Below are 24,094 nucleotides of genomic sequence, written 5' to 3'. Positions count from 1 at the left end.
TCAACATGCAGACCAAGATAATTTTGCCAGAGGATAAACTCCCCAAGCAATGGTACAACATCATCCCCGACCTGCCAGGTCCGCTGGCGCCGGTCATCTCCCCCCGTACCGGAGAGCCGGTCACCCCGGAAGAGCTGTTGGCCATCTTCCCGCCTGCCATCCTTGAACAGGAGATGTCCAGCCAGCGCTGGATCGACATCCCTGAGCAGGTGCGTGATATCTACACCATGTGGCGCCCTTCCCCCATGTTCCGGGCACACCGCCTGGAAAAGGCGTTGGGTACGCCAGCCAAGATCTACTACAAGTACGAAGGGGTTTCTCCAGCTGGTTCTCACAAGCCTAACTCAGCAATTCCACAGGCCTTCTACAACAAGCAGGCCGGGATCAAGCGTCTGGCAACCGAGACCGGTGCCGGTCAATGGGGCAGCTCACTGTCTCTGGCCTGCTCCCTGTTCGGCCTGGAATGCACGGTCTACATGGTCAAGGTTTCCTACTTCCAGAAGCCGTACCGCAAATCCATGATGCAGATGTGGGGCGCCACCGTATACCCATCCCCTTCTGAAATGACAGAAGCTGGCCGTGCTGCCCTGGCAGAAAACCCGGACTCCAACGGCAGCCTGGGCCTGGCCATCTCTGAAGCGGTGGAGGATGCAGCCACCCACGGTGATACCAACTATGCACTGGGCAGCGTACTGAACCATGTCTGCATGCACCAGACCGTGATCGGCCTGGAAGCGATTGAACAGATGAAGATGGTTGGGGATTATCCTGATGTGGTGATCGCCTGCTGCGGCGGCGGCTCTAACTTTGCCGGTCTGGCCTTCCCATTCCTGGCTGACAAATCAGCCGGCAAGCAGGTCCGTTGCCTGGCGGTAGAACCAGCCTCCTGCCCTACCCTGACCAAAGGTGTCTATGACTTTGACTATGGCGACACCGCCAAACTGGGGCCGATTGCCAAAATGTACACCCTGGGCCATGACTTCATGCCCCCTGGCATCCATGCCGGCGGTCTGCGTTACCACGGCGAGTCCCCGCTGGTTTCACAGCTTTACAATGCTGGCTTGATTGAGGCTCGCGCCGTGATGCAGACCGGCTGCTTTGAAGGGGCCATCCTGTTTGCCAAGACAGAAGGCATTGTACCGGCACCGGAATCATCCCACGCCGTCAGGGCAGCCATTGATGAAGCGTTGCTGGCCAAGGAAGAAGGTAAGGAGAAGACCATCCTGTTTAACCTCTCCGGCCACGGCTTCATGGATATGACCGCCTATGACAACTATCTGGCCGGCAACCTTGAAGACTATGAGTATCCGGCGGAGATGGTCCAGGAGTCGTTGAAGCATCTACCGAAGGTGAAACTGTAAAAAATAATCAAACACGGAGTCACGGAGACACTGAGAAAGGCATTTTAGGGGATTTTTTGTTTTCTCCGTGTCTCTGTGTCTCTGTGTTAAAATTCGATGACCAAAGTTAAAATCTGCGGCATAACCAGCCCCGAGGACGCCCTGACCGCTGTTGAAGCGGGTGCGGACGCCTTGGGGTTTGTCTTTTACAAGGAATCCCCCCGCCACATCTTCCCAGAAGAGGCGGCCCGGATCATCAATCTGTTGCCACCATTTGTTCAGGCGGTGGGGCTGTTCGTGAATGAGGCACCTGAAGTCGTTAATCAGGTCAGCCGGAACTGCAGGCTGGGACTGGTGCAGTTGCATGGTGACGAGACACCGGACTACTGCAGGAAGATTGAACAGCGGGTCATGAAGGCCTTTCGGGTCCGTTCCCTGACCTGTCTTGATCCGATCGCCGACTACCGGCTGTCCGGCTGCCTGCTGGATGCCTACTCACCATCATTTTACGGCGGCACCGGCATGAGTTTCAACTGGGAGATCGCCTGTGAGGCGATCACACGCAGTCACCGGGTTGTGCTGGCTGGCGGACTGACCCCGGATAATGTGGCTGAGGCGATCCGTCAGGTTCATCCCTATGCCGTTGATGTCTCCAGCGGGGTTGAGTCTGCACCCGGCAAAAAAGATGCAGACAAGGTACGGCAGTTTATACGCAATGCAAAGGAAGCCTTATAATGAAACAACCAGATAAACACGGCCATTTCGGTATCCATGGTGGCCGCTATGTGCCTGAAACCCTGATGCCTGCCCTGAAGGAACTGGAAGAGGCCTATGCCCACTATCGTAATGACAAAGAGTTCAAGCAGGAGTTCCAGTACTACCTGCGGGAATATGTCGGCCGTCCTTCCCCGCTCTACTTTGCCGAGAAACTGACCCGCCAGCTGGGTGGCGCCAAGATCTACCTGAAGCGGGAAGACCTGAACCATACCGGCGCCCACAAGGTCAACAACACCATCGGCCAGGGTCTGCTAGCCAAGCGGATGAAAAAGGGACGGGTGATCGCCGAGACCGGCGCCGGACAGCATGGCGTAGCCACCGCCACCATTGCTGCCCTGTTTGGGATGCAGTGCGAGGTGTTCATGGGGGCAGAGGATATCCGGCGTCAGGCCCTGAACGTCTTTCGGATGAAGCTGCTGGGGGCCACGGTTAATCCGGTAACCGCCGGTACTGCCACCCTTAAGGATGCCATGAACGAGGCGCTGCGGGACTGGGTCACCAACATCCATAACACCTTTTATGTGATCGGCACCGTGGCCGGACCCCACCCCTATCCGATGATGGTGCGTGATTTCCAGTCAGTCATCGGTACTGAGGCAAAGAAGCAGCACAAAAAGGTTGAAGGCCGCCTGCCGGATGCCCTGGTGGCCTGCGTAGGTGGCGGTAGCAACGCCATGGGGCTGTTCTACCCCTTCTTAAAGGATACCGGCGTCCGCCTGATCGGCGTAGAAGCTGCCGGTCATGGCATAGCCTCCGGCGCCCATGCGGCACCACTTTGCGCCGGTCGCCCCGGCATCCTGCATGGCCAACGCAGCTATCTGTTGCAGGACGCCCACGGACAGGTGGCCAATGCCCATTCCATCTCTGCTGGCCTGGACTACCCCGGAGTTGGGCCGGAGCATGCCTGGCTGAAGGATACCGGCCGGGCAGAGTATGTCTCCATTACCGATGATGAGGCACTAGAGGCATTCCAGCGCCTGACCCGTGAAGAGGGGATCATGCCGGCTCTGGAATCATCCCACGCCATTGCCCACACCCTTAAACTGGCCCCCACCATGCCTAAAGATCAGACCATTGTGGTCTGCCTCTCAGGCCGGGGTGACAAAGATATTCATACGGTGGCAGATGCGCTGGGCGTAAAGTTCTGATATACTCCTCACCCAGTTACCAACCTATCCTGGAGGATTGCATGCGACTGATTACCCGCTCTGATTTTGATGGTCTGGTCTGTGCCGTACTGCTTAAAAATGCCGGCATTATTGATTCATACAAATTTGTTCACCCCAAGGATGTACAGGACGGCAAGATTGAAGCAACAGAAAATGATATAGCCGCCAACATCCCCTACATCCCCGGCTGCGGACTCTGGTTTGATCACCACATGAGCGAGGATGAGCGACTCAAGTTTAACTGTGACTTCAAGGGTGAAAGCCGTTGGGCTAAAAGCTGCGCCAGAGTGATCTATGATTACTACGGTGGTGTCGCCAAATTCCCCGGCATTGAAGCGATGATGACCGCAGTCGACAAGACCGACTCCGGTGATCTAACCGTTGATGAGGTACTGACCCCCCAGGGCTGGCTGTTGCTCTCCTTCATGATGGATCCCCGTACCGGCCTGGGACGTTACAAGGATTACCGGATCAGCAACTATCAACTGATGGAAGAGCTGATTGAGATGTGCCGCACCATGCAGATTGAAGAGATCCTGGCCAACCCAGATGTGAAGGAGCGGATTGCCCGCTATACCGAGCAGGAGGCGGCGTACAAGAAAATGATTCAGGAAAACGCCAAGGTCGATGGCAAGGTACTGATCATTGATCTGCGTAATGTTGAAGAGATCGTAACCGGCAACCGCTTTGTGGAATACAGCCTCTACCCGGAGGTATTAACCTCTGTCCGTATCATGTGGGGCCTGAACCAGCAGAATACTGTCTTTGCGGTGGGACATAGCATTATCAACCGCGGTTCCAAGGTCAATGTCGGTTCACTGATGTTGAAAAATGGTGGCGGCGGACATTTCCAGGTTGGCACCTGCCAGGTGGAGAATGATAACGTTCAAAAGGCCTTGCAGGATGTCGTAGACAAGCTCAACTCATAGCCAAATCAGCACACTGTTTAGCATCACTAAAAGCCGCGTTTTCGCGGCTTTTTTTGTTGACGGCAAACGCTTGTTCAGGTATCTAGCAAAAACTTGTTTTATTATTTAAGGGAGGTAGTTTGCATGCATCTAGTTGACCAAATCAAGGAAAAGGCCAAAAAGAATCTGCAGACCGTGGTACTGCCGGAAAGTTATGATGAGCGGATGCTGTACGCTGCAGAAAAGATCGTCAAGGAAGGACTTGCAAAGCTGGTCATCCTTGGTGACCCGGCCAAGATTCAGGCCGAGGCCACTGCCAAGGGGATCAATCTGGCTGGCGTGGAACTGCTTAATCCGGCTGACTCACCAAAGCTTGATCAGTACATCGCAGAGTTTGTTGAGCTGCGCAAATCCAAAGGAATGACCCCGGAAGAAGCTAAGAAGCTGTTGATTGCCGATGACAACCTCTACTATGCCGGCATGATGGTACGCACTGGCGACGCAGGTGGTGAAGTAGCCGGCGCCACCGGCACCACCGGTAATGTGCTGAAGGCAGCCTTCCAGACTGTGGGACCTGCTGCAGGAATCAAGACGGTATCATCCTTTTTCCTGATGATCACCAAGACACCCTCCTTTGGTGAAAACGGTATTATCCTGTTTGCCGACTGTGCCGTGAACCCTAACCCGGATGCACAGGCCCTGGCAGAGATCGCCGTTGCCACAGCAGGCAACTGCAAAGCGTTCCTGGATGTTGAGGCTCGTGTAGGCATGCTTTCCTTCTCCACCAAAGGCAGTGCCGCCCATGCTGATGTGGACAAGGTTACCAAGGCAGCCGAGATCGCCAAGAGCATCAAGCCTGATATCCAGATTGATGGCGAGCTGCAGGCCGACGCAGCCCTGCTGCCCAAGGTAGGTGAGAAAAAGGCACCGGGCAGTCCGGTTGCTGGCAAGGCCAACGTCCTTATCTTCCCAGACCTTGATGCTGGTAATATCGCCTATAAACTGGTGGAGCGGGTGGCTGGCGCCGAGGCGGTGGGACCGATCATTCAGGGTCTGGCCAAACCGGTCAATGACCTCTCACGTGGCTGTTCAGTGGATGATATCGTCAACGTGGTGGCCATCACAGCGGTGCAGGCCGGGGCATAAGCCTTAATCGAAAGACAAAGACCAACAAAAAAGCCGACCCTTTGCAGGGGCGGCTTTTTTTGTGTGTAGCATAAAACAGCTTAGTATGCGTCGTGATTATCCAATACATCCTTCTCGGTAACCGGAGCTCTGAAGAGCCGGTAGGCCCAGATTTTATACAGGATGACCGTTGGTACAAAGATACCGGCAACCACCGTCATAATAGCCAGCGTGTACTGACTGGACGATGAGTTAAAGATGGTCAGGCTGAATGCCGGATCAAGGCTGGATGGAATCAGGTTCGGAAACAGACCTGCCACACCGGTTACCACCACAAAGACAATCGTAAGACAGGAAGCGGTAAAGGCGCTAAGCGGCTTCTTCAGCATCATAAAGCCCTCAACGGCAACCAGTGACAGTACAGCAATGGCTGGTACCACAAACAGAACCGGAAGCTTCATGTAGTTATTATACAGCTTGGTTGCATAGGCGGTGTAGCCCAGGAAGACCACAGCAATCAACAGCAGCGGAATCCAGAGTAGCTTTGCCAGGGCAAAGGCACGGGCAGACAGTTCACCGGTGGTCTTAACGGTGGCGTACAGGGCGCCATGTACCGCAAAGAGGAAGACAAACAGCAGACCGGTCAGAATACCATAGGGGTTCAGCAAGGAAATCAGTCCACCATGATAGCCAGCTGCATCCATCGGCAGACCGCTGAAGATGTTACCAAAGGCGACACCGAACAGCAGCGCGGGCAGGAAGCTGGAAACAATGATGGCGATATCCCAGCCACTCTTCCATGCAGCGCTGTCGATCTTGCCACGGAACTCAAAGGAGACACCACGGACAATCAAGGAAAACAGCAGTAGCAACAGGGCAGTGTAGAGATAGCTGAACATCAGGGCGTAGGTGGTAGGGAAAGCCGCAAAGGTGGCCCCGCCAGCGGTCAACAACCAGACCTCGTTACCATCCCAGACCGGTCCGATGGAGTTGATCAGAACCCGCTTTTCAGTATCATTCTTGGCGATGAAGCCGGAAAGAAAACCCACACCAAACACAAAGCCATCCAGCATGAAGTAGACAGACCAGAGTACTGCCCAAAGCACGAACCAGGTAATTTGGAGTATTTCCATGTTACGCTACCTCCTTTGCCGGAATCATGCCGGGTACGGCCTTTTCAGGACCAATTTTCGCGTATTTAATCAGCAGGTAGATATCAATCACACCCAGCACACCGTAGAGTACCGTAAAACCGGCCAACGAGAAGGCAACCTGAGCTGCAGAAACAGCTGATGATGTTGAACCTGCAGTTTTCAGAACACCGTAGACAATCCAGGGTTGACGTCCCAGCTCTGCCACCAGCCATCCCAGCTGAACAGTAATGTACGGCAGCGGCAGGGCGGCCAGCATGATGTAAAGGAAGATCTTGAAATCAACAAAGCTCTTCCAGCGAGGCATGATTACCGCCAGCAGGGAAAGGCCAAGCATCAGACCACCCAGAATAGCCATCAGGCGGAAGCTGAGGTACACCGGCAGAACTGGCGGACGCTCTTCTTTAGGGAATGACTTCAGACCCTTGACCTCTGCATTGGTATCATGGAAGGCGAGGAAGCTGAGCGCACCGGGAACGGAAGCGCCAGCAACAGCATTACGCTCATTTGCCTCATCCGGCCACAACAGCAGATGCATAGGAGCACCTTTCTGGGTTTCCCAGACAGATTCCATGGCAGCAAACTTGGTTGGTTGTGACTTGGCGATCTCAACAGCATGGAAGTCACCGGTAGCAGCAACGGCAATACCGGCAAGCAGCGAGAACATGGCAGCGGTCTTGAAAGAACGGGTAAAGAAGTCAATCTCATTCTTTTTAATCAGGTGCCAGGCTGCAATCCCCATCACAAAATAGCCTGCAACCATGTACCCGGAGGTCAGGGTATGGGCAAACTTGATCAAACCATAGGGGTTGGTTGCCACAGCCAGAAAATCATTCAGCTCAGCTCGGTTGTTACGCAGTACAAAACCAACCGGCTTCTGCATCCAGGCGTTGGCCAGCAGGATCAGCAGCGCAGAAAGGTTGGTACCGAAGGCAGCCAGACACATAACGGTTGCATGTCCTTTTTTGGAAAGCTTGTCCCATCCAAAGATCCAGACACCGATAAAGACCGACTCAAGGAAGAAAGCGGCGGTTGCCTCTATGGCCAGTGGCGCACCAAAAATATCACCCACATAGCGGGAGTATTCGGCCCAGTTCATACCAAACTGGAACTCTTGAGTAATACCGGTGACCACGCCCAGGGCAAAGTTGATCAAGAACAACTTTCCCCAAAACTTGGTCATCCGCAGGTAGGTTTCGTCACCGGTCTTCACATATCTGGTTTCAAACCAGGCGGTCAGCACAGAAAGACCTAATGTGAGCGGAACGAAGATAAAATGGAACATGGTGGTGACTGCGAACTGCAGTCGACTGAGGGCAAGGACGTCCATGCTTCCTCCTCGTGTGGGTAGTCAGACGGTCATCGTGTGCCGTCGATAAGGAAGCATACTCGGACTTTTTTAAAAATCAAGCACAAAAAGACCAACTTTGTCTTTAATACTGGAATACATATATTTCGATATAACGAAACACATTGTTATTGCTATTTTTATTACGTGATTAAAACCTGGGTATCACGCACAAAAAAGTGGATTACTTTTTAGGCATAGCGTAACGGGTCGCTTAATCCTGCCTCGCTGAATCCCTTGAGCCGCAGACGGCAGGAATCGCAGGTACCACAGGAAAGCCCTTCCGGGGTTGGGTCGTAGCAGGAATGGGTCTGACTATAATCAACCCCCAGCGCAGTGCCTTGTTTGATGATTTCTGCCTTGGTCAGATTGATTAAGGGGGTATGGATGGTGAAATGGCCGGTACCCTCTACCCCGGCCTTGGTTGCCAGATTGGCCATCCGCTGATAGGCTTCAATATATTCGGGACGGCAATCAGGATAGCCGGAATAGTCCAGGGCATTCACACCGATGAAGATATCATAGGCCCCCAGCACCTCGGCCCAGCCCAGGGCAAAGGAGAGGAAGATGGTATTGCGGGCCGGCACATAGGTAACCGGGATGTCGTTACCAACCCCCTCTTTAGGCACCTCAATCTCACTGGTCAGAGCGCTGCCTCCCACCTGGCGCAGATCAAAGGCAACCACCAGATGCTCAACCGCCCCCAGCTTTTTTGCATTGGCGCGGGCCAGATCAAGTTCATGGCGATGGCGCTGACCATAATCAAAGCTGATGGCGTAGGGGGTAAATCCCTGATCCTGGGCAATGGCAAGACAGGTGGTGGAATCAAGACCTGAGCTATAGAGAATAACAGCTTTACGCATAACAAAAACCTCCCTGACAGATAACTGTTCAGGGAGGATAACGGGTCAGATCAAAAGGGTCAAGGATTACACGTTTCGTCAAGCACCTGCTTGACCTCTTGGGCACATCATCTGCCCCGAGGTGAAAGTTCTTTGCAGCGCCCGACGGTGCAGACGCCGGTCATGCGGCGGATTGCATCCATCGTCGTTGCACCGTCACGTTTAGCCTGCCGGATGGCGCCAGCAGTTACCTTGCTGCAAAAACAGACCAGTTCGTCATTATGCATGATTGCCCACCTCAATGGTCATGACCACAGCACACTTCCTGTCGTTGCCGATGCTGCAGCGGCTTGATCAGTGGACCACCGTTGCAGTCACTGCACTCAAGCTGGATGGTGGTGTGGGTGATATGAAAACGGTGTTCAAGGGCATGTTCAATCTCATGCAGCAGACCGCTCCGTCCATCTTCGTAGCCTGCTGCGACCTCAACATGCACAGACAGCGCCGTGATATGCGAACAGACCGACCAGACATTCAGGTGGTGCAGATCCCGCACCCCTTCTACAGCGCGGATGGCCTCTGCCACCTCTGCCAGATCCAGCCCCCGAGGAGCGCCCTCCATCAGGATATGGGTGGCATCCCGCAGCAGGCGTCCCGCTCCGGCAAGGATCAGCAGGCCAATGGCGGCTGACAGCAACGCATCCAGCAGATACCAGCCGGTATAGTACATCACGATCCCGCCGATGATCACCCCCACCGATGCAGCCGCATCCCCCACCACATGCAAGAAGGCGCTCTTCACATTCAGGTCGTCATGGCTGTGGCTATGCAGGGTCTTGGCGGCCAGCAGGTTCATAACCAGGCCGATCAGGGCAATCAGCAACATCGGCCCGCTCTTGACCGCCTGCGGCGCTGCAAAGCGGCCCCAGGCCTCGTACAGGATTCCCGCCCCCATCAGAAAAACGGTCAGACCGTTAATAAATGAGGCAAAAACCTCTGAACGATGAAAACCGAAGGTGTGCCGTTCCGAGGTAGGCAGACCGGCCAGTTGTACGGCAGCAAGGGAGAGCACAAGGGCAAACAGGTCCAGAAAGACATGGGCCGCGTCGGACAGCAGTGCCAGTGAGTTGGTCCAGATACCGCCCACCACCTCGGCTACCAGGGTTACCGCAGTCAGGGCAATGGCGATCTTAAACTTGCCGGTTATGCGGGTATCCAGTGAGGTCACAAACCAGTCTCCCGAATAGAGCTACAGGAACAACTGCAGGAGCAGCTGAGGCCTTTCGCCTTGCCAAAGGCCTCGCGCCCCTCTTTATACGCCAGCCAGGCGATGCCAAGCGCTCCGATCGCATCCAGCCAGCCCAACCCGGTCAGCTCATACCCGACACTGGTAATCATCAGCACCACCGAAAGGTAGAGACAGGCACGGGAGCAGGCTGCATCAGCAAGGATGGCCGGTGACTCCAGGGCATGCCCTACCTTGTTCTTCTGGTGGATCAGGAACCACATGAACGAGATTGAAATCAGGGAGATGATGATCCCCCAGACCGTTGTCTCCGGTTTATGACTACTGTAGAGGTTGATGCCTGCAGTCAGCAGCAGCCCGACCGTCAACAGGTAGAAGGCTGCACCGGTAATCCTGAGCGCACGCTGTTCAAACTCATCCCGCTGTTCACCGCCATTCTGCCTGATCCTGCGCAGCATGTGCCAGACCCCCACGGCCGAGATGACCTCAATAAAGGAATCCATCCCGAAACCGAACAGCGACAGGGTCTCATCAGCCAGACCAAACCAGACTGATCCGGCACCTTCCGCAATGTTGTAGAAGATGGTAAACAGCGCCAGCCAGTTTGCCCGTTGTAACCACTGCTCTCTGGTCATACCGTTCCCTTTGCCTTACTACTTTGCAAACCGGGCAGCCCGCTCTGTTGCCTCATGGGCTGCAATCAGACCGGCCAGCTGTACTATCTCCAGCACCTCCGGGTGCCGCAGGGAGTAGTAGATCTTCAGGCCATCCTTGCGTTGGTTAAGGATACCGCTCTTCAGCATGGTTTGCAGATGACGGGAGGTATTGGACTGCTCATGACCAATGGCCGGAAAGATCTCGCAGACACAATGCTCGCCATCACGCAGCAGTTCAATGATCCTTAAACGGGTTGGCTGAGCAATCGCTTTGAGGACTTCAGCGCTATATTCCAGCGTATCAATTGCCTGATTCTTTTCTAGGGGCAGCATCCGGTATCCTCACGAAACTCTTTAGCGACATCTCCGCGCAACACCTCGGCCAGACCGGTCAGGCCATCGGTCAGATAGCGCGCATTGTACCCTTTGGTGCGCAGATAGGCCATGGCAATTGAGGAGCGATCCTTGTGGGGACAGGCAGTGACGATGATCTTGTCTTTGGGCAGTTCTTTGTAGCGTTTGGGCAGTTCATTGAGCGGAATAAACAGGCCAAAGCCCATCCGCCAGGCCTTGACCTCTTCAGGAAAGCGGATATCCACCAACACCGCCTTTTTCTCTTCAATCATTTTTATCAACTGTTTGCTGCTGGCCTTCATATCGGCGCGGGTTTCGTAATCAAATTTGGTTAAAAACGTATCAAAGGTATCTTCAGCAGCAAAAACCGGCAGAGCAGAAAGACCAACTAAAAGTAGGAAAAGAATGATGGTTCGCCGCATAAAACGTCTCCTTTGCAGAACGGCTTAAGGCAACCGTTTTTCACCAACAAAAACAAGCTTCAAAACCTCAATCGGCAGTTCTCCACGCTCCTCAGCGATCTTTTTCAGGGTATCATCCGGAGCTGCACTGATTTTGCGTGCTGCAAGCTTTTTGATAATTGCCGCCTGATCAAGATGGTACTCCAGACAGATAGCAGCCAGTGTCTTGCGCCCCGCTCCCTTGCCTTCAAACTGCTGTTGCACCTGCTCAGAGGTCCAGAGCTGCGCTGTTGGCGTCTGCTTTGCTTCAGCCGGAATAACTGGTGATACCGGCGAAGGCTGCTGCACAACAGGAACAGCAGGCGTTTGGGCTGATGTTTTCCCTTCCAGATGCTTCAGCAATTTAAAGATCGCTGCCGGCGATTTACCATTGTTCCTTGAGATATCAAGCAACTTCTGATCAGGCCCGCTAACCGCAATCCCCTGTTTCTTAAGCTCTGCCAATGCTGGTTCCAATTCAATATCAGTTTTTTGTAAAAAGTTTTTAAGTGGCAGCAGCTCGGCATGGCTGATAATCGGTTCATCATCGGGGCCTTTGACCCACGAATCCTTGATCCAGTCGTTAAACTCAAGGACATAGCTGAGTGGAGGGGTTTTATAGATGCCACCCACCGTGCAAAACAGGGTGATCACAGCTGCCACCGCCAGCTCTACCTTCAAAGCTACTGTTTTTTTCACCTTATCCTGAAAGTAACTGACCAGTGCTCGCCAGTTTAGCCAGGTATGCCACAGACCGGCCAGGGCGAATAACAGGCTGGTGGTGATATGCATGTCACCCCACTGCGACTTGCTGATCCCCCAGAAGGTCCAGTCCAGCCAGTAGGCAACCCTGCCCTGGGGAGTAATGAACAGGATAATGCCTGATACCGTCATGATTAAAAAACTTAGTGCGGTCAAGAGCGAGATAAATCCCCTCAGGTGCAGGCTTTGTTTCTGTTGGCTACACATCAGAGCATCCCCGCAATCTCTTCCGGCGTGGTCAGCTTGCCGGAGAACAGCACCTTGCCGTCCTTCACCAGGGCCGGGGTACTCATCACGCCGTACTTCATGATGGAAGGGATATCTTCCACCTTGACGATCTCAGCCTCTTTGCCAGAGGTCTCAACCGCCTTCTTCACATTTTCCAGCAGGGCCTTGCACTTGGCACAACCGGTGCCCAGCACTTCAAGCTTCATGACGACCACTCCTTTTACAGTATGATATTAAACAGATACCCGACAAATACGATGGCAGTTGCCACAATACCAAAGAAGGTAAGCAACAGCCTCCGCTTCAACACGTTACTCAAAATAATCGCCTCCGGCAGTGACAAAGCCGTGACCGCCATCATAAAGGCCAGCACCGTGCCGATTGCCATCCCCTTTTGGGTCAGGGCAGATACGATCGGGATCACCCCGGCTGCGTTACTATAAAGCGGCACCCCCAACGCAACCGCAATTGGCACTGCAAACGGGTTATCACGACCAGCCCATTTGGCCAGAAAATCCTGAGGCACATAACCGTGGATGAAGGCCCCAAGCCCCACCCCGATCACCACATAGGGCCAGATTTTTTTCAGCAGATCACGGGTGTAGCCACGGGCATAGACCAGCTTGTCACGGAAGGTCAGTTCTTCGATCTCCTGCTGTCCCACCTGCATCTCCCAGACATAATCCTGGACATACTTTTCCATCTTCAGCCTGCCGATCACAATGCCGGAGACAATCGCCACCAGCAGTCCGGTGCCGATGTAGATCAGGGCGATCTTCCAGCCGAACATCCCCCAAAGCATGATCAGAGCCACCTCATTTACCATGGGTGAAGAGACCAGAAAGGAGAAGGTCACCCCCAGCGGCACACCGGACTCCACAAACCCGATAAAAAGCGGCACTGCCGAGCAGGAACAGAATGGCGTAACAATCCCCAGCAGGGCTGCCATGACATTGCCAACATACTCGCGGTTATGGGAAAGGATCCGTTTGGTGCGTTCCGGCGGAAAGGATGAGCGGATAATAGCCACCACAAAGATGATCGTGGTCAGCAGCAGGAAGATCTTGATAGTGTCGTAGATGAAGAAATCAAGGGCCTCACCGCCATGGCTGCCTGGCTTGAGACCAATAAGCGAGAAAGTAACGTAATCGGCAAACTGTTTAAGCATGGTTTACTCCAGTCAGATAAACAAACTGTGTATGACTAAATACTCATATACTATTTTAGACTGACAGGAGTCAAGGCATTAAAAAGCACGCCCACGACAGTAAGAACAGGAAAGGATTCCCGGTTATGCCATCACCTCAGCATTGTCATACCCAGGCAGGCAAGGCAGCCAAAGAGCCACCGCAGGTCGTGTATTTCAGCGACGTGGGTAAATCTCAGGAAAACAGTTTTACGAAAAAATGCGGGGGATGCCACAAGCTGCTGTCAAAGCGGGAGGGAGACCTGGGTAGCGGCACAGCAAGGCCAAACCGGTCCGGCCTGGTGGCCAGATTTTATCCGCGTAATGTTGAAGGAAATAAACCCTGGGATGAAGAACATCTGAAACGCTGGCTAAAGAACCCGCGTGAGGTTAGACCTCACGCAGTGATGCGGCCGGTTATGCTGACACAACAAGAATGGAACAAGCTATGGATCTCGTTTCTCACAGATATGAAGCCCTGGACTACCTTGGACTTGCAATAAACTCATCCACCGCAGCCCGGATCTGATCCCGAATCTGCCTGGTCTCTGCAAGCTTCTCGTCCCAGCTTCCCTGCAGTGCTGCGGGGTCAGGAAAGCTCCAATGCAACCGTTGGGTAATGCCTGCAAAAATCGGACAGCGTTCTGCATTGGCACCGTCGCAAACGGTAATGACGTAGTTAAAAATTGTCCCCTGCTTAAACATACTGAAAACATCTTTCGCTGTATTCGCAGAAATATCGATACCGACCTCTTGCATGGCCTCAACAGCCAATGGATTAAGGACTCCCGGTTCAAGGCCGGCACTCTGTGCATCGAATCGATCTCCGGCAAGCTGGTTGAGAAACGCTTCCGCCATCTGGCTCCGGGCACTGTTATGGACACAGACAAACAACACCTTGATTTTTTTCTGAACTGACATGAAATACTCCTTTTTTGAATAATCAGAGGCAGAAGTTATCAGAGGAATGTTACCAAATGTTGTTCGTTCTCCAACGATTGTGTCACATTCAGGTGTTGCGTAACACGGCCTCAATCCCTTTCCTGATCAGCTCCGGTGTCAGTTCCTCAAAGGTCTCACCGCCACATTGCACGGTGCGGCAGCTGGTTTCAGAACCGGTCAGACAGCTGCAGGAGGGACAGTCAGACTCCCCGGTGGTCGCAGCCAGCAGTTCCTCCAATGCTACGCCATTGATCAGCACCAGGTTTGATTCGCTGATCTGCTCTTCGTTTAAAAGGGTTTCCTGCAGCTTGATCACCACCCCTTGCGCCCCATACTCAGCTATCACCTGTTTCAGGTTGGCGCCGGTGTCGCCGCAACGGTCGCAGGTTGCGCCAGCCTTGTCATAGTGCCGCCATTCAATTTTGATCGGCGCAGCGACAGCCTCTATCCGGTCCCCCGGCTTAAGAGTGCCCGGCCTGATCACCTTGGCAAAGATCCCCTCTTTAGGCATGACACAATCACCGGCCTGGTAAAAGATGGCGCAGCGGGTGTGACACTCCTTGCCAATCTGGGTCACTTCCAGCAGGGTTTCACCGATCTGCAGACGGCTGCCGATCGGCAGGAAGACCAGCTCAATCCCGCTGGTGGTGATGTTCTCGGCAAAGTCACCGGTGGTGACATCCAGCCCCAGGGCCCGCATTTTATCAATACTCTCCTGGGCCAGCAGGCTGACCTGACGGTGCCAGTCACCGGCATGGGCATCCCCCACAATACCGTGGTCCACCCGCAGTTCAACCGATGCCACCGGCTTCTTCCGCTCGCCCTTGTTTTCACTGATGCAGACTGCTATCACCTCTGCCATATCCCTACCCCCCCACCTGGGCCATACTGAAGTTACTGTGTTCATACTCGCCACATCTGATGCCATGCCCTTCCGGCTTTGAGGCAACAATCCGCTGCAGCGCCGAACAGAGTGCCTGGCAGTCGGGTGGTCGCAGAAACGGCAGCAGATCAACCTTTTCATCACTGAACAGACAACCCTTGGCCTGTCCCCGTGCCGTAACCCGAATCCGGTTGCAGTCAACACAGAAGTGGCCGGACACTGCCGTGATAATGCCGATACTGCCAGCTGCACCGGGTATCCGGTAATCCTGGGATGGCCCGGCAAAATCCCCTTTGTTGACCGGTTCCAACGGGTGCTGTTCTCTGATCCGCTGCAGCACCTCCTGGCCGGAAAAACAGAGCCGTTGCCAGCCATCTTCCTTGACCACCGGCATATACTCAATAAAACGAACGGAACAGCCCCTGCTGCGGGTCAGCTCTGCAAAATCAAGGACCTCACCATCATTGATCCCTCGCATGATCACCACATTGATCTTGGGGGGCGGAAAACCGGCCGCCACCGCAGCATCAAGCCCGGCCAGCACCTTGTTAAGCTCTCCGCCACGGGTGATTTCTTTAAAGCGCTGCGGATTCAGGGAATCAAGGCTGACGTTGAGACGTTGGACACCGGCCCGGTACAGGTCAGCGACCATCTGCTCCAGCAGCAGACCATTAGTGGTCAGGGCCAGGTGACGCAGGCCGGGAATGGCAGAGAGCTTTGTCAGAAACCCCACCAGACCCGCCCGTACGGTTGGTTCACCGCCGGTGATCCTGATCTTCTCAATCCCCAGACCAACTGAGCACTCGGCAATCATCTGCAGTTCTTCAAAGGAGAGAATCCCGCTGTGGCCGACATCGGGCACCCCCTCATGGGGCATACAGTAGAAACAGCGCAGGTTGCAGCGATCGGTCACTGACAGACGCAGGTAGTTGATCTTGCGGCCGTGGGTATCTTTCAATCCCATGGGCTCACCGCCTGCATGCCAACGGTGGTATCCAGCACCAGCACCGTTACCGCATCACCGGGCTGATAGCTGCTTTCCGGCGCCAGCAAAGCCAGCCCTGATGCCAGGGTCAGTGAGCTGATCCGCCCGGAACTTTGACTGCCGGTAATGGAAACCTCCCAGCCATCTGAGCTACTGTTCAGTACAGCACCCACAAAATGGGGCCGTGCCCCCTTGTTACGTGCAGGCTCAGTCAGCACCGCCTGGACAGAGGGCCTGAAAACCTGCTGCCTGCCGCCCCCCTTCAGCAGCATCGGCCTGACAAACAGCTCAAAGATCACCATGGCTGCCACCGGATTGCCGGGCAGCGAAAAGACCGGCTTGCCCTGCAGCAGTCCCATACCAAACGGTTTGCCCGGCTTGATATTAACCCCGTCAAACAGCATGCTGCCACCCAGCTCCAGCAGGGCCGGTTTGACATAGTCATGGTCGCCGGCTGATGCGCCACCGGTGACCAGCACCAGATCAGCCGACAGGCAGGCCCGTAACCGCTCACGGGTAATCTCCGGTTGATCCTCGGCAATCCCCATCAGCAGCGGCTCTGCACCGGCCTCCCGCACCTGGGCTGCCAGGGCGTTGCTGTTACTGTTGATGACCATCCCCGGCCTGCGCTCTGAACCCGGTTCCAGCAGTTCATCGCCGGTGGCCAGGATCGCCACCCGTAACGGCGCATAGACCGGCACCGTGCTAAGGTTCATGGCTGATAGCAGGGTTATTTCCTGAAAACGCAGTACCGTACCTGCCGTAACAGCCCGCTGCCCCTGCTGCAGATCCTCACCGGCCCGCCGGATATTGTCCCCAACGGAGAACGGTTTGATAAACTGCAGTAGGCCGTCCAACACTTGCAGATTTTCCAAAGGCACCACCGTATCGCAGCCAGGGGGGATCGGCGCGCCGGTCATGATCCTGATGGCCGTGCCCGGGGCAACCGTTTCCTGTCCGGCTTGCCCGGCAGGCAGAAACCCCTCTGCCCGCAACGCCCCCTGCCCGACATCGTCATGACAGAAGCCATAGCCGTCCATGGCCGAGTAATCACAGGACGGGATGTCAAATTGAGCAATCTGGTCTTCGGCAAGCACCCGGCCCAGGGCATCCAGCAACGGCAGACAACAGACGCCAGCCTGCACGCCATGCTCCAGTACGGTGCTAAAGGCCTGTTTAACAGAGGTCAGCGGCTGCTTACCTTCCTGCTTTTTTGCCAGTTCGGTCACAAGACTGTTCTGCATGGCATATTCCTCAATAAAGGCGGCAATTTCAGCCGGGTTGTTCAGATCAAGCAGCGGGACATCAAGCACAAGTGGAACATCACTGGCCACCGCCAGCAGGGCTGGATCATGGTTCGTACCGCGACAGATCAGCTCCCGGCCCAAGGCTGCACGGTGCAGCTCTATCTTGGGCAGGCTGCTCTGCTTGAACCCTTCAGTCAGAATGATATCCAGATCCACCCCGCAGATCGCCAGCAGCTCCTCAACGGTTGGGGCCTGCTGATGCTGACGCACCAGAGCCAGCTTTTCACCTGAGCAGATCAGCATGCTGTCTGCACCGGCAACGGTCAAACGGTGACTATCTTTACCGGGATGATCGATCTCAAAGCGGTGGGCATCATGCTTGATCGCCCCGACCCGGTAGCCACGAGCCTTCAGGATCGGAATCAGCTGCTCCAACAGGGTGGTCTTGCCGGTGCCGGAATGGGCCACAAAGGAGACAACCGGTGGTTTCTTCATGGTTTCAGCTCCTTGCAGGCCGCATACTCGTCAGGGGTGTTGATGTTCAGCAGTGCCCGGCCATCGGCATCAAGCTGCCTCAACTGTTCCGGGGCAATGGTTTTAATCTGCAACTGCTGAAGAACGGCTGTGATCCGAAAGTTGCCGGCCTCAAGTGCAGTCTGCATGGCCGGTAGGCAAGACTTGTGGTAGAGGGCAAACAACGGCTCCAACCCGCCTTCCGTGGCAGGAATCACCGCATCGTATGGGTTCGTATCAGTGCAGATAAACCGGATTAGCTCTGGATTGGAAAACGGGATATCGCAGGAAGTAACAAAGATCCGGTCAGTTCCAGCATGCTGCAGGCCGGTATACAGACCCCCCAGGGAGCTACCGGGGTAGAGATCCGGTACCACCGGCAGACCGTAGGATTCAAACCGCTCAGGGCGATCACCCACCAGCAGCAGATCTTTGAAACAGCCCTGCATGGTTCTGATAATCCGCTCGATCACCGGCAGACCTTCGATCAGCAGGAACGCCTTATCCTGCCCCATGCGACGACTCTTGCCACCCACCAGGATTACGCCGGTTATGTCGTTACATTGGCTGATCATACAGGCAAAAGACTTTGCCACAGAGCACACAGAGTTCTCAGAGGAAAGAAAAACAAAACGAACGATTGGCAAAATTCACAATCGGCCTGATCAGATAAAAAAGATTTACCTGTAGTTCCTCTGTGTTCTCTGTGACCTCTGTGGCTAAATATTTTTATCCGATTCATTGTCGGCGTCCGATCCCGTCGCAATCTGCACTATCACCCCGGATCTTACTGACCGCATGGGGAACTGCTGCCCAGATTGCAGCCAGATTCTCAATCGCCCCTTTTGGGCTGCCGGGCAGATTGATGATCAGGCTCTGTTTGCGGATACCAGCCACTGCCCGTGACAGGATCGCCATGGGGGTGATCTTCAGGCTCTCAGCCCGCATCAGCTCACCAAAGCCGGGCAACAGTCGATCCAGCACCTGCAGGGTCGCCTCAGGTGTCACATCCCGTGGAGATACGCCGGTGCCGCCGGTGGTCAGAATCAGCTCCGGCTGGTCGTGGTCAGCCCATTCCCGTAGTGCTGCTGCAATCTGTTCCAGCTCATCCGGCACCATTCCGGTGCAGACGATCTCCACCCCCTGCCCTGCCAGCCACTGTTGCAGCAGCGGTCCACCGCTATCTTCCCGCTGGCCACGGGAGCCTTTGTCACTGACCGTCAAAATTGCCGCTTTCATAGGGCAGCATCCCGTTGATAGGTGCCGCTCTTGCCACCTTCTTTAAACAGTAGCAACGTCTCTGTAATGCTGATCCCTTTATCCTGGCCTTTGCACATATCATAGACCGTCAGCGCCGCAACCGATGCGGCCACCATCGCCTCCATCTCCACCCCGGTCCGCTCAAAGGCCCGCACCGTGGCCTCAACCGCAATGCTGCCAGCTTCAAGATTCCAGTTAAACTCAATCCCCACGGCATGCAGGGCCAGGGGATGAGAAAGGGGGATCAGGTCCGGGGTCTTTTTGGCTGCCGCAATACCGGCCAACCTCGCCACCCCCAGCACATCCCCCTTGGCCAGTGCGCCATCCACCACCATCTGCAGCGTGGCCGGTTGCATCTGTACCGTTGAGCGGGCTATGGCGGTGCGCAGGGTGGGCTGCTTGGCACTGATATCCACCATGATTGCCTGTCCCTTGCTGTCAAAATGATTGAATGACATCAGATAGGATCTCCCTTATACAAAGTAGTTGCATGCAGTCCTAATTGTTTTGATGCAGGTCAAACAATCAAAACTTGCTGTTTCCTACCTTCAGTATTCATGAAACCAGCGCTTTTGCAACCAGAAGGCCACATTAACCAGTCCGATCATCACCGGCACCTCCACCAGTGGCCCAATCACTGCGGCAAAGGCAGCCCCGGAGTTAATGCCGAACACAGCCACTGCCACGGCGATGGCCAGTTCAAAGTTGTTGCTGGCTGCGGTAAAGGCCAGGGTGGTGGTCTTTGAATAATCAGCACCCAGCTTTTTACCCATCCAGAACGAGACCAGAAACATCACCACAAAATAGATCAAAAGCGGAATGGCGATCCGCACCACATCCAGCGGTAACTGCACGATCAGGCTGCCCTTCAGGCTGAACATGACCACGATGGTGAACAGCAGGGCGATCAGCGTCAGGGGGCTGATCTTGGGCACCAGTTCACGGTGATAGCGTTCTTTACCCATCAGCTTCACCCCGATCAAACGGGTCAGTGCTCCGGCAATACAGGGGATGCCCAGGTAGATGAAGACGCTCTCGGCAATCTGGCCGATTCTGACATTAACCGCCATCCCCTGCAGTCCCACCAGCGGCGGCAGCACCGTGATAAAAATCCAGGCATAGACGCTGTAGAACAGCACCTGAAAGATGCTGTTAAAGGCCACCAGCCCAGCAGCGTACTCGGTATTGCCTTTGGCAAGCTCATTCCAGACAATCACCATGGCGATGCAGCGGGCCAGGCCGATCATGATCAACCCCACCAGATACTCCGGCTTGTCCGGCAACAGCAGCGCTGCCAGCACAAACATCAGCACCGGCCCGATCAACCAGTTCTGCACCAGAGAAATGCCCAGAATTTTCTTGTTCTGAAACACCTCCGGCATATCCTCATACTTCACCTTGGCAAAGGGTGGATACATCATCACGATCAGGCCGATGGCGATCGGAATGTTGGTGGCGCCCACCTGAAATGAGTTAATAAAGGCTTCCGTGCCGGGAATGAAATAGCCCAGCCCGACCCCCAACGCCATGGCAGCGAAGATCCAGAGGGTCAACCAACGGTCAAGAAACGAGAGACGTGATCCAAGCTGCTGTTCCATGAAAAAAACCTCACAACAATTTACTTCACACCAACGCTGTTTTACCCTATCATCCGCTTAAGCGGATACATATAGAGCAAAAAATATATTCAGATAGTTATATACAGTTCTTTTCGTGTTTATAAGCCAGCAACCGAACCTGATCAGCAGCACACTCAGGTAGCTCTGCACAACGGCTGCGAACCAGTGTCGACAGTTCGACAAACAGACCGGTCAGACCCGGCCGGATTGAGTAGTACATCCAGACACCGCCACGGCGATCATTCAACCAACCGCTGTTATTCAGATAGGCCACGTGACGGGATACGGTTGACTGAGGTTGTTCCAGTGCGGTCATCAGGTCACAGATACAGAGCTCGCCATGCTCCAGCAACAGAAACAGAATCCGCAGGCGGGTTTCGTCAGACAGGGATTTAAAGAGTTTAACGGTGTTCTTCATGGAACGACTATAGCCAGCAGACAGGACAAACGTCAAGACCGTTGCACAGTTGTAACAAAAAGTTTTTGGACACTTTTGACAGTAGCAGGGATTGCGAAAGGAGGAAACGGTATGGAGATTAATCGCAGAGATTTTCTGAAGGTTACGGCAGCGGCCGGCGCTGTGGCAACCGTGGGACTGCCGAAGCTGAACGCCTTTGCTGCAAGCGAAGGCAAGACATCTGGGGTCACAGCAGGGGAATGGATCCCCTCCACTTGCCAGGGTTGTACCGCCTGGTGTCCGGTGGAGTTCTTTGTGCAGGACAACCGGATCAGCAAGGTACGGGGTAATCAGCTTTCCAAGGCTAACAACGGCTACTGCTGTCCCCGCGGCCACCTGATGATCCAGCAGACCTATGATCCTGACCGGATCAAGGTACCGATGAAGCGGACCAACCCGCAAAAGGGCAAGGGGGTTGACCCCAAATTTGTGCCGATCTCCTGGGATGAGGCGCTGGACACCATTGCCGACAAGATGATGGAGCTGCGCAAGAATAACGAGCCCCACAAGTTCATGTACATGCGTGGCCGCTACTCCCCCACCTCCACTGATCTGGCCTATGGCAGCATCGCCAAGATCTTCGGCTCACCTAACTCCTTCTCACACAGCGCCATCTGCGCAGAGGCTGAGAAGATGGGGCCTGGCTATACTCAGGGGTTCTTCGGCTATCGTGACTATGATCTGGCCAAGACCAAGTGCCTGGTGGTCTGGGGCTGCGACCCGCTCTCTTCCAACCGGCAGGTACCCAACGCCATCAACAAGTTTGGCGATCTGCTGGATCGCGGCACCCTGATCGCCGTAGATCCCCGCATGAGCACCTCCACCACCAAGGCCCACCAGTGGCTGCCGATCAAGCCGGGTGAGGATGGCGCCCTGGCCGCTGCTATTGCCCATGTTCTGCTGACGGAAGGGTTCTGGAGCAAGGAGTTTGTAGGTGACTTTAAAGAGGGCAAGAACCTGTTCAAGGCTGGCGCCGTACTTGATGAAGCTGCTTTTGTCGAAAAGCAGACCCACGGTCTGATCAAGTGGTGGAACCTGGCACTGAAAGACGCTACGCCAGCCTGGGCTGCCAAAAAGAGTCTGATCCCTGAAAAGCAGATCATTGCTGTAGCACGCACCATGGGCAAGGCTGGCAGCGCCTGCGCGGTCTGGATGGGACCTGGGGTAGCCATGTCCCCCCGTGGCACCTATGCCTCCATGTTTATCTATGCCTTAAACGGCATCCTCGGCTCAGTTGAAACAGAAGGGGGCGTATTCCAGTCCTCCAGTGCCCCCGGCACCAAATTCCCGGAAATCAGTGACAAGTTTCTGGATGAGACCGCCAAGAAGTTTGGCAAGGAAAAGAAACTGGACGGTCGCGGAGCCAAGGATATGCCGGCCATCATGGGCGGCTTTGATTCCAAGAAGGACAAGGACGGCAAGGTTACAGAAAGTCCCAAAGCCGGTGTAGTTACCAACAACATTGCCAACGGCATGCTCAAAAACCCTGGTGCGGTCAAGGTCTGCATTGCCACCTGGAACAACTTCAACTTCTCAGCAACCGGGGCAAGTCGTTGGGATAAGGCAATGGCCCAAGTGCCGTTTTTTGCCCATGTCGTCACCAACGCCTCTGAGATGTCACAGTTTGCCGATATCGTACTGCCAGCCACCTTTGCACCTACGGAAAAACTGTCGATTCTCAACAACATGGCCAACCTGCATGGCCACCTCTCCATCCAGCAGCCGGTGGCAAAGCCGCTCTGGCAGGTAAAGTCAGAAGAGACCGAGTTTGTCTGGCTGTTGGCTGAAAAACTGAAGGCCCGTGGTTTCAGTAATCTGTATGACTACTACGCCTCATTTGAAGACCCTGAGACCAAGCAGAAACCGACCAATGCAGCCGAGTTCTGCGAGATAGCTGCCAGGATCTCCAGCCAGAAGGTCTGGAACGGCAAGGAGAAGCTGAAGGGTGACAAGATCGCCAGCTGGGCTGAGTTCAAGAAAAAGGGGATCTACAATTCAGAAACCTATGCCTACAAAAAGAACTGGGGCAAGTTCAAGACCGTGACCCAGAAGTTTGAGTTCTACAGCGAGACCCTGAAAAAGACCCTGACCCTGTTTGCGGCCAAGCACAAGACCAGTATTGACGATGTACTCAAGTCAAGCGGCTATGAGGCCCAGGGTGAACTGGTGTTTGTCCCCCACTATGAAACCCCCAAACGTTGGGGCAGCGAGAAGGAATACCCGTTCACCTTTATTGATCACAAATCCCGCCTGAACCGTGAAGGTCGTTCTGCCAACACGGTCTGGTATCAGGAGTTTAAAAAGCTTGATGCCGGTGATGTCAGCTGGGACGACGTAGCCAAGATCAACCCGGCCGATGCCAAGAAGCTGGGGATCAAGGATGGCGACACCATTCGCCTGACCTCCCCCACTGCCTCGATTATCACCAAGGCCAAGCTGTGGGAAGGGGTACGTCCCGGTACCGTGGCAAAATGCTTCGGACAGGGCCATTGGGCCTATGGCCGTACCGCAGCCAAGGACTATGCCAAGGCCCAGCCCCGTGGCGGCAACAACAACGAGCTGATGCCGGATGATTATGATCGTCTCAGTGGCGCTACAGCACGCAACGGCGGTTTTACCGGCGTCAAGATCGAGAAGGTTTAGGAAAGGGGGGATT

The 24,094-nt window shown here is 54.6% G+C and carries 26 protein-coding genes and 2 pseudogenes; 7 read left to right on the top strand and 21 right to left on the bottom strand.

The window, feature by feature from the left end:
• The first annotated feature begins 5 nt into the window (after positions 1 to 5).
• From B5D39_RS10105 to pta, 5 genes are all read left to right on the top strand, one after another.
• The gene (locus B5D39_RS10105; protein WP_078790349.1) at positions 6 to 1,361 is read left to right on the top strand and encodes a TrpB-like pyridoxal phosphate-dependent enzyme; all 1,356 of its coding nucleotides are present in this window, start codon (positions 6 to 8) and stop codon (positions 1,359 to 1,361) included.
• A gap of 96 nt (positions 1,362 to 1,457) precedes the next feature.
• Entirely contained in the window at positions 1,458 to 2,075 is a 618-nt protein-coding gene (locus tag B5D39_RS10100) for a phosphoribosylanthranilate isomerase (protein ID WP_078790348.1), read from the top strand.
• Positions 2,075 to 3,265: a tryptophan synthase subunit beta gene (gene trpB / locus B5D39_RS10095; RefSeq protein WP_078790347.1), complete on the top strand. Its 1,191-nt coding sequence runs from the start codon at positions 2,075 to 2,077 to the stop codon at positions 3,263 to 3,265. Before B5D39_RS10100 ends, trpB begins: the two co-directional genes overlap by 1 nt.
• Positions 3,266 to 3,306: 41 nt before the next feature.
• The gene (locus tag B5D39_RS10090) at positions 3,307 to 4,215 is read left to right on the top strand and encodes an exopolyphosphatase (protein ID WP_078790346.1); all 909 of its coding nucleotides are present in this window, start codon (positions 3,307 to 3,309) and stop codon (positions 4,213 to 4,215) included.
• A gap of 123 nt (positions 4,216 to 4,338) precedes the next feature.
• A complete protein-coding gene (pta, locus tag B5D39_RS10085) occupies positions 4,339 to 5,340 on the top strand; it encodes a phosphate acetyltransferase (RefSeq protein WP_078790345.1) in 1,002 nt (333 codons plus the stop codon).
• A gap of 80 nt (positions 5,341 to 5,420) precedes the next feature.
• Here pta and cydB read toward each other — a convergent pair whose 3' ends face one another.
• The 11 genes from cydB to B5D39_RS10030 form a co-directional block, all read right to left on the bottom strand.
• Complete coding sequence (gene cydB, locus B5D39_RS10080) at positions 5,421 to 6,452, bottom strand: cytochrome d ubiquinol oxidase subunit II (protein ID WP_078790344.1); 1,032 nt, start codon at positions 6,450 to 6,452, stop codon at positions 5,421 to 5,423.
• Position 6,453: 1 nt separating this feature from the next.
• Positions 6,454 to 7,800: a cytochrome ubiquinol oxidase subunit I gene (locus tag B5D39_RS10075; protein WP_078790343.1), complete on the bottom strand. Its 1,347-nt coding sequence runs from the start codon at positions 7,798 to 7,800 to the stop codon at positions 6,454 to 6,456.
• A 209-nt stretch (positions 7,801 to 8,009) separates the two neighbouring features.
• Entirely contained in the window at positions 8,010 to 8,681 is a 672-nt protein-coding gene (queC, locus tag B5D39_RS10070; protein WP_078790342.1) for a 7-cyano-7-deazaguanine synthase QueC, read from the bottom strand.
• A 107-nt stretch (positions 8,682 to 8,788) separates the two neighbouring features.
• The gene (locus B5D39_RS10065; RefSeq protein ID WP_078790341.1) at positions 8,789 to 8,947 is read right to left on the bottom strand and encodes a (2Fe-2S)-binding protein; all 159 of its coding nucleotides are present in this window, start codon (positions 8,945 to 8,947) and stop codon (positions 8,789 to 8,791) included.
• A gap of 11 nt (positions 8,948 to 8,958) precedes the next feature.
• On the bottom strand, positions 8,959 to 9,888 hold the full coding sequence (locus B5D39_RS10060) for a cation diffusion facilitator family transporter (protein WP_078790340.1): 930 nt from the start codon (positions 9,886 to 9,888) through the stop codon (positions 8,959 to 8,961).
• Positions 9,885 to 10,541 (bottom strand): cation efflux transmembrane domain-containing protein, encoded by a 657-nt coding sequence (locus B5D39_RS10055; RefSeq protein WP_078790339.1) that lies wholly within the window; start codon positions 10,539 to 10,541, stop codon positions 9,885 to 9,887. The genes B5D39_RS10060 and B5D39_RS10055 overlap by 4 nt, the downstream gene beginning before the upstream one ends.
• A gap of 18 nt (positions 10,542 to 10,559) precedes the next feature.
• Positions 10,560 to 10,895: an ArsR/SmtB family transcription factor gene (locus tag B5D39_RS10050; RefSeq protein ID WP_078790338.1), complete on the bottom strand. Its 336-nt coding sequence runs from the start codon at positions 10,893 to 10,895 to the stop codon at positions 10,560 to 10,562.
• On the bottom strand, positions 10,883 to 11,338 hold the full coding sequence (locus B5D39_RS10045) for a rhodanese-like domain-containing protein (protein ID WP_078790337.1): 456 nt from the start codon (positions 11,336 to 11,338) through the stop codon (positions 10,883 to 10,885). Before B5D39_RS10045 ends, B5D39_RS10050 begins: the two co-directional genes overlap by 13 nt.
• Before the next feature lie 24 nt (positions 11,339 to 11,362).
• On the bottom strand, positions 11,363 to 12,325 hold the full coding sequence (locus B5D39_RS10040) for a DUF4405 domain-containing protein (RefSeq protein ID WP_078790336.1): 963 nt from the start codon (positions 12,323 to 12,325) through the stop codon (positions 11,363 to 11,365).
• Positions 12,325 to 12,552 (bottom strand): thioredoxin family protein, encoded by a 228-nt coding sequence (locus tag B5D39_RS10035; protein WP_078790335.1) that lies wholly within the window; start codon positions 12,550 to 12,552, stop codon positions 12,325 to 12,327. Before B5D39_RS10035 ends, B5D39_RS10040 begins: the two co-directional genes overlap by 1 nt.
• A 14-nt stretch (positions 12,553 to 12,566) precedes the next feature.
• The gene (locus B5D39_RS10030; protein WP_078790334.1) at positions 12,567 to 13,514 is read right to left on the bottom strand and encodes a permease; all 948 of its coding nucleotides are present in this window, start codon (positions 13,512 to 13,514) and stop codon (positions 12,567 to 12,569) included.
• A 125-nt stretch (positions 13,515 to 13,639) separates the two neighbouring features.
• On the opposite strand from B5D39_RS10030, the gene extS reads away from it, so the two are divergent.
• Entirely contained in the window at positions 13,640 to 14,035 is a 396-nt protein-coding gene (gene extS / locus B5D39_RS10025; RefSeq protein ID WP_078790333.1) for a selenite/tellurite reduction operon c-type cytochrome lipoprotein ExtS, read from the top strand.
• Here extS and B5D39_RS10020 read toward each other — a convergent pair.
• The 10 genes and pseudogenes from B5D39_RS10020 to B5D39_RS09980 all read right to left on the bottom strand — a co-directional run bounded on the left by B5D39_RS10020 (position 14,016) and on the right by B5D39_RS09980 (position 21,399).
• A complete protein-coding gene (locus tag B5D39_RS10020; protein ID WP_078790332.1) occupies positions 14,016 to 14,453 on the bottom strand; it encodes an arsenate reductase ArsC in 438 nt (145 codons plus the stop codon). The genes extS and B5D39_RS10020 overlap by 20 nt on opposite strands.
• Positions 14,454 to 14,541: 88 nt before the next feature.
• Positions 14,542 to 14,889, bottom strand: a pseudogene (locus tag B5D39_RS17120) (DUF2703 domain-containing protein); the annotation flags it as partial.
• A 27-nt stretch (positions 14,890 to 14,916) separates the two neighbouring features.
• A pseudogene (locus B5D39_RS17350) lies at positions 14,917 to 15,336 on the bottom strand (MOSC domain-containing protein); the annotation flags it as partial.
• A 4-nt stretch (positions 15,337 to 15,340) separates the two neighbouring features.
• A complete protein-coding gene (moaA, locus tag B5D39_RS10010; RefSeq protein ID WP_078790330.1) occupies positions 15,341 to 16,321 on the bottom strand; it encodes a GTP 3',8-cyclase MoaA in 981 nt (326 codons plus the stop codon).
• Entirely contained in the window at positions 16,312 to 18,084 is a 1,773-nt protein-coding gene (mobB, locus tag B5D39_RS10005) for a molybdopterin-guanine dinucleotide biosynthesis protein B (protein ID WP_078790329.1), read from the bottom strand. The genes moaA and mobB overlap by 10 nt, the downstream gene beginning before the upstream one ends.
• On the bottom strand, positions 18,081 to 18,677 hold the full coding sequence (gene mobA / locus B5D39_RS10000) for a molybdenum cofactor guanylyltransferase (RefSeq protein ID WP_078790328.1): 597 nt from the start codon (positions 18,675 to 18,677) through the stop codon (positions 18,081 to 18,083). Before mobA ends, mobB begins: the two co-directional genes overlap by 4 nt.
• Before the next feature lie 163 nt (positions 18,678 to 18,840).
• Positions 18,841 to 19,341, bottom strand: a complete 501-nt coding sequence (gene mog / locus B5D39_RS09995; RefSeq protein ID WP_078790327.1) for a molybdopterin adenylyltransferase — start codon at positions 19,339 to 19,341, stop codon at positions 18,841 to 18,843.
• Entirely contained in the window at positions 19,338 to 19,820 is a 483-nt protein-coding gene (moaC, locus tag B5D39_RS09990; protein ID WP_078790326.1) for a cyclic pyranopterin monophosphate synthase MoaC, read from the bottom strand. The genes mog and moaC overlap by 4 nt, the downstream gene beginning before the upstream one ends.
• Positions 19,821 to 19,910: 90 nt before the next feature.
• Entirely contained in the window at positions 19,911 to 20,960 is a 1,050-nt protein-coding gene (gene arsB / locus B5D39_RS09985; protein ID WP_078790325.1) for an ACR3 family arsenite efflux transporter, read from the bottom strand.
• Between the two features lie 97 nt (positions 20,961 to 21,057).
• Positions 21,058 to 21,399, bottom strand: a complete 342-nt coding sequence (locus B5D39_RS09980; protein ID WP_078790324.1) for a metalloregulator ArsR/SmtB family transcription factor — start codon at positions 21,397 to 21,399, stop codon at positions 21,058 to 21,060.
• Between the two features lie 111 nt (positions 21,400 to 21,510).
• Between B5D39_RS09980 and B5D39_RS09975 the strand changes: the two genes are divergently transcribed.
• A complete protein-coding gene (locus B5D39_RS09975) occupies positions 21,511 to 24,081 on the top strand; it encodes a molybdopterin-dependent oxidoreductase (protein ID WP_078790323.1) in 2,571 nt (856 codons plus the stop codon).
• Positions 24,082 to 24,094: the final 13 nt, after the last annotated feature.

The sequence above is a fragment of the Trichlorobacter thiogenes genome (assembly GCF_900167465.1).
Taxonomy (GTDB): Bacteria; Desulfobacterota; Desulfuromonadia; order Geobacterales; family Pseudopelobacteraceae; genus Trichlorobacter; species Trichlorobacter thiogenes.
Note: the sequence above shows the minus strand (reverse complement) of the source record. Positions and strands in the feature narration are given on the sequence as shown.

Excerpts from the sequence above, each read along its gene's own strand:
- B5D39_RS10105 (WP_078790349.1), top strand. The coding sequence starts at position 6 with ATGCAGACCAAGATAATTTTGCCAGAGGATAAACTCCCCAAGCAATGG.
- B5D39_RS10100 (WP_078790348.1), top strand. The coding sequence starts at position 1,458 with ATGACCAAAGTTAAAATCTGCGGCATAACCAGCCCCGAGGACGCCCTG.
- trpB (WP_078790347.1), top strand. The coding sequence starts at position 2,075 with ATGAAACAACCAGATAAACACGGCCATTTCGGTATCCATGGTGGCCGC.
- B5D39_RS10090 (WP_078790346.1), top strand. The coding sequence starts at position 3,307 with ATGCGACTGATTACCCGCTCTGATTTTGATGGTCTGGTCTGTGCCGTA.
- pta (WP_078790345.1), top strand. The coding sequence starts at position 4,339 with ATGCATCTAGTTGACCAAATCAAGGAAAAGGCCAAAAAGAATCTGCAG.
- cydB (WP_078790344.1), bottom strand. The coding sequence starts at position 6,452 with ATGGAAATACTCCAAATTACCTGGTTCGTGCTTTGGGCAGTACTCTGG.
- B5D39_RS10075 (WP_078790343.1), bottom strand. The coding sequence starts at position 7,800 with ATGGACGTCCTTGCCCTCAGTCGACTGCAGTTCGCAGTCACCACCATG.
- queC (WP_078790342.1), bottom strand. The coding sequence starts at position 8,681 with ATGCGTAAAGCTGTTATTCTCTATAGCTCAGGTCTTGATTCCACCACC.
- B5D39_RS10065 (WP_078790341.1), bottom strand. The coding sequence starts at position 8,947 with ATGCATAATGACGAACTGGTCTGTTTTTGCAGCAAGGTAACTGCTGGC.
- B5D39_RS10055 (WP_078790339.1), bottom strand. The coding sequence starts at position 10,541 with ATGACCAGAGAGCAGTGGTTACAACGGGCAAACTGGCTGGCGCTGTTT.
- B5D39_RS10050 (WP_078790338.1), bottom strand. The coding sequence starts at position 10,895 with ATGCTGCCCCTAGAAAAGAATCAGGCAATTGATACGCTGGAATATAGC.
- B5D39_RS10045 (WP_078790337.1), bottom strand. The coding sequence starts at position 11,338 with ATGCGGCGAACCATCATTCTTTTCCTACTTTTAGTTGGTCTTTCTGCT.
- B5D39_RS10040 (WP_078790336.1), bottom strand. The coding sequence starts at position 12,325 with ATGTGTAGCCAACAGAAACAAAGCCTGCACCTGAGGGGATTTATCTCG.
- B5D39_RS10035 (WP_078790335.1), bottom strand. The coding sequence starts at position 12,552 with ATGAAGCTTGAAGTGCTGGGCACCGGTTGTGCCAAGTGCAAGGCCCTG.
- B5D39_RS10030 (WP_078790334.1), bottom strand. The coding sequence starts at position 13,514 with ATGCTTAAACAGTTTGCCGATTACGTTACTTTCTCGCTTATTGGTCTC.
- extS (WP_078790333.1), top strand. The coding sequence starts at position 13,640 with ATGCCATCACCTCAGCATTGTCATACCCAGGCAGGCAAGGCAGCCAAA.
- B5D39_RS10020 (WP_078790332.1), bottom strand. The coding sequence starts at position 14,453 with ATGTCAGTTCAGAAAAAAATCAAGGTGTTGTTTGTCTGTGTCCATAAC.
- moaA (WP_078790330.1), bottom strand. The coding sequence starts at position 16,321 with ATGGGATTGAAAGATACCCACGGCCGCAAGATCAACTACCTGCGTCTG.
- mobB (WP_078790329.1), bottom strand. The coding sequence starts at position 18,084 with ATGAAGAAACCACCGGTTGTCTCCTTTGTGGCCCATTCCGGCACCGGC.
- mobA (WP_078790328.1), bottom strand. The coding sequence starts at position 18,677 with ATGATCAGCCAATGTAACGACATAACCGGCGTAATCCTGGTGGGTGGC.
- mog (WP_078790327.1), bottom strand. The coding sequence starts at position 19,341 with ATGAAAGCGGCAATTTTGACGGTCAGTGACAAAGGCTCCCGTGGCCAG.
- moaC (WP_078790326.1), bottom strand. The coding sequence starts at position 19,820 with ATGTCATTCAATCATTTTGACAGCAAGGGACAGGCAATCATGGTGGAT.
- arsB (WP_078790325.1), bottom strand. The coding sequence starts at position 20,960 with ATGGAACAGCAGCTTGGATCACGTCTCTCGTTTCTTGACCGTTGGTTG.
- B5D39_RS09980 (WP_078790324.1), bottom strand. The coding sequence starts at position 21,399 with ATGAAGAACACCGTTAAACTCTTTAAATCCCTGTCTGACGAAACCCGC.
- B5D39_RS09975 (WP_078790323.1), top strand. The coding sequence starts at position 21,511 with ATGGAGATTAATCGCAGAGATTTTCTGAAGGTTACGGCAGCGGCCGGC.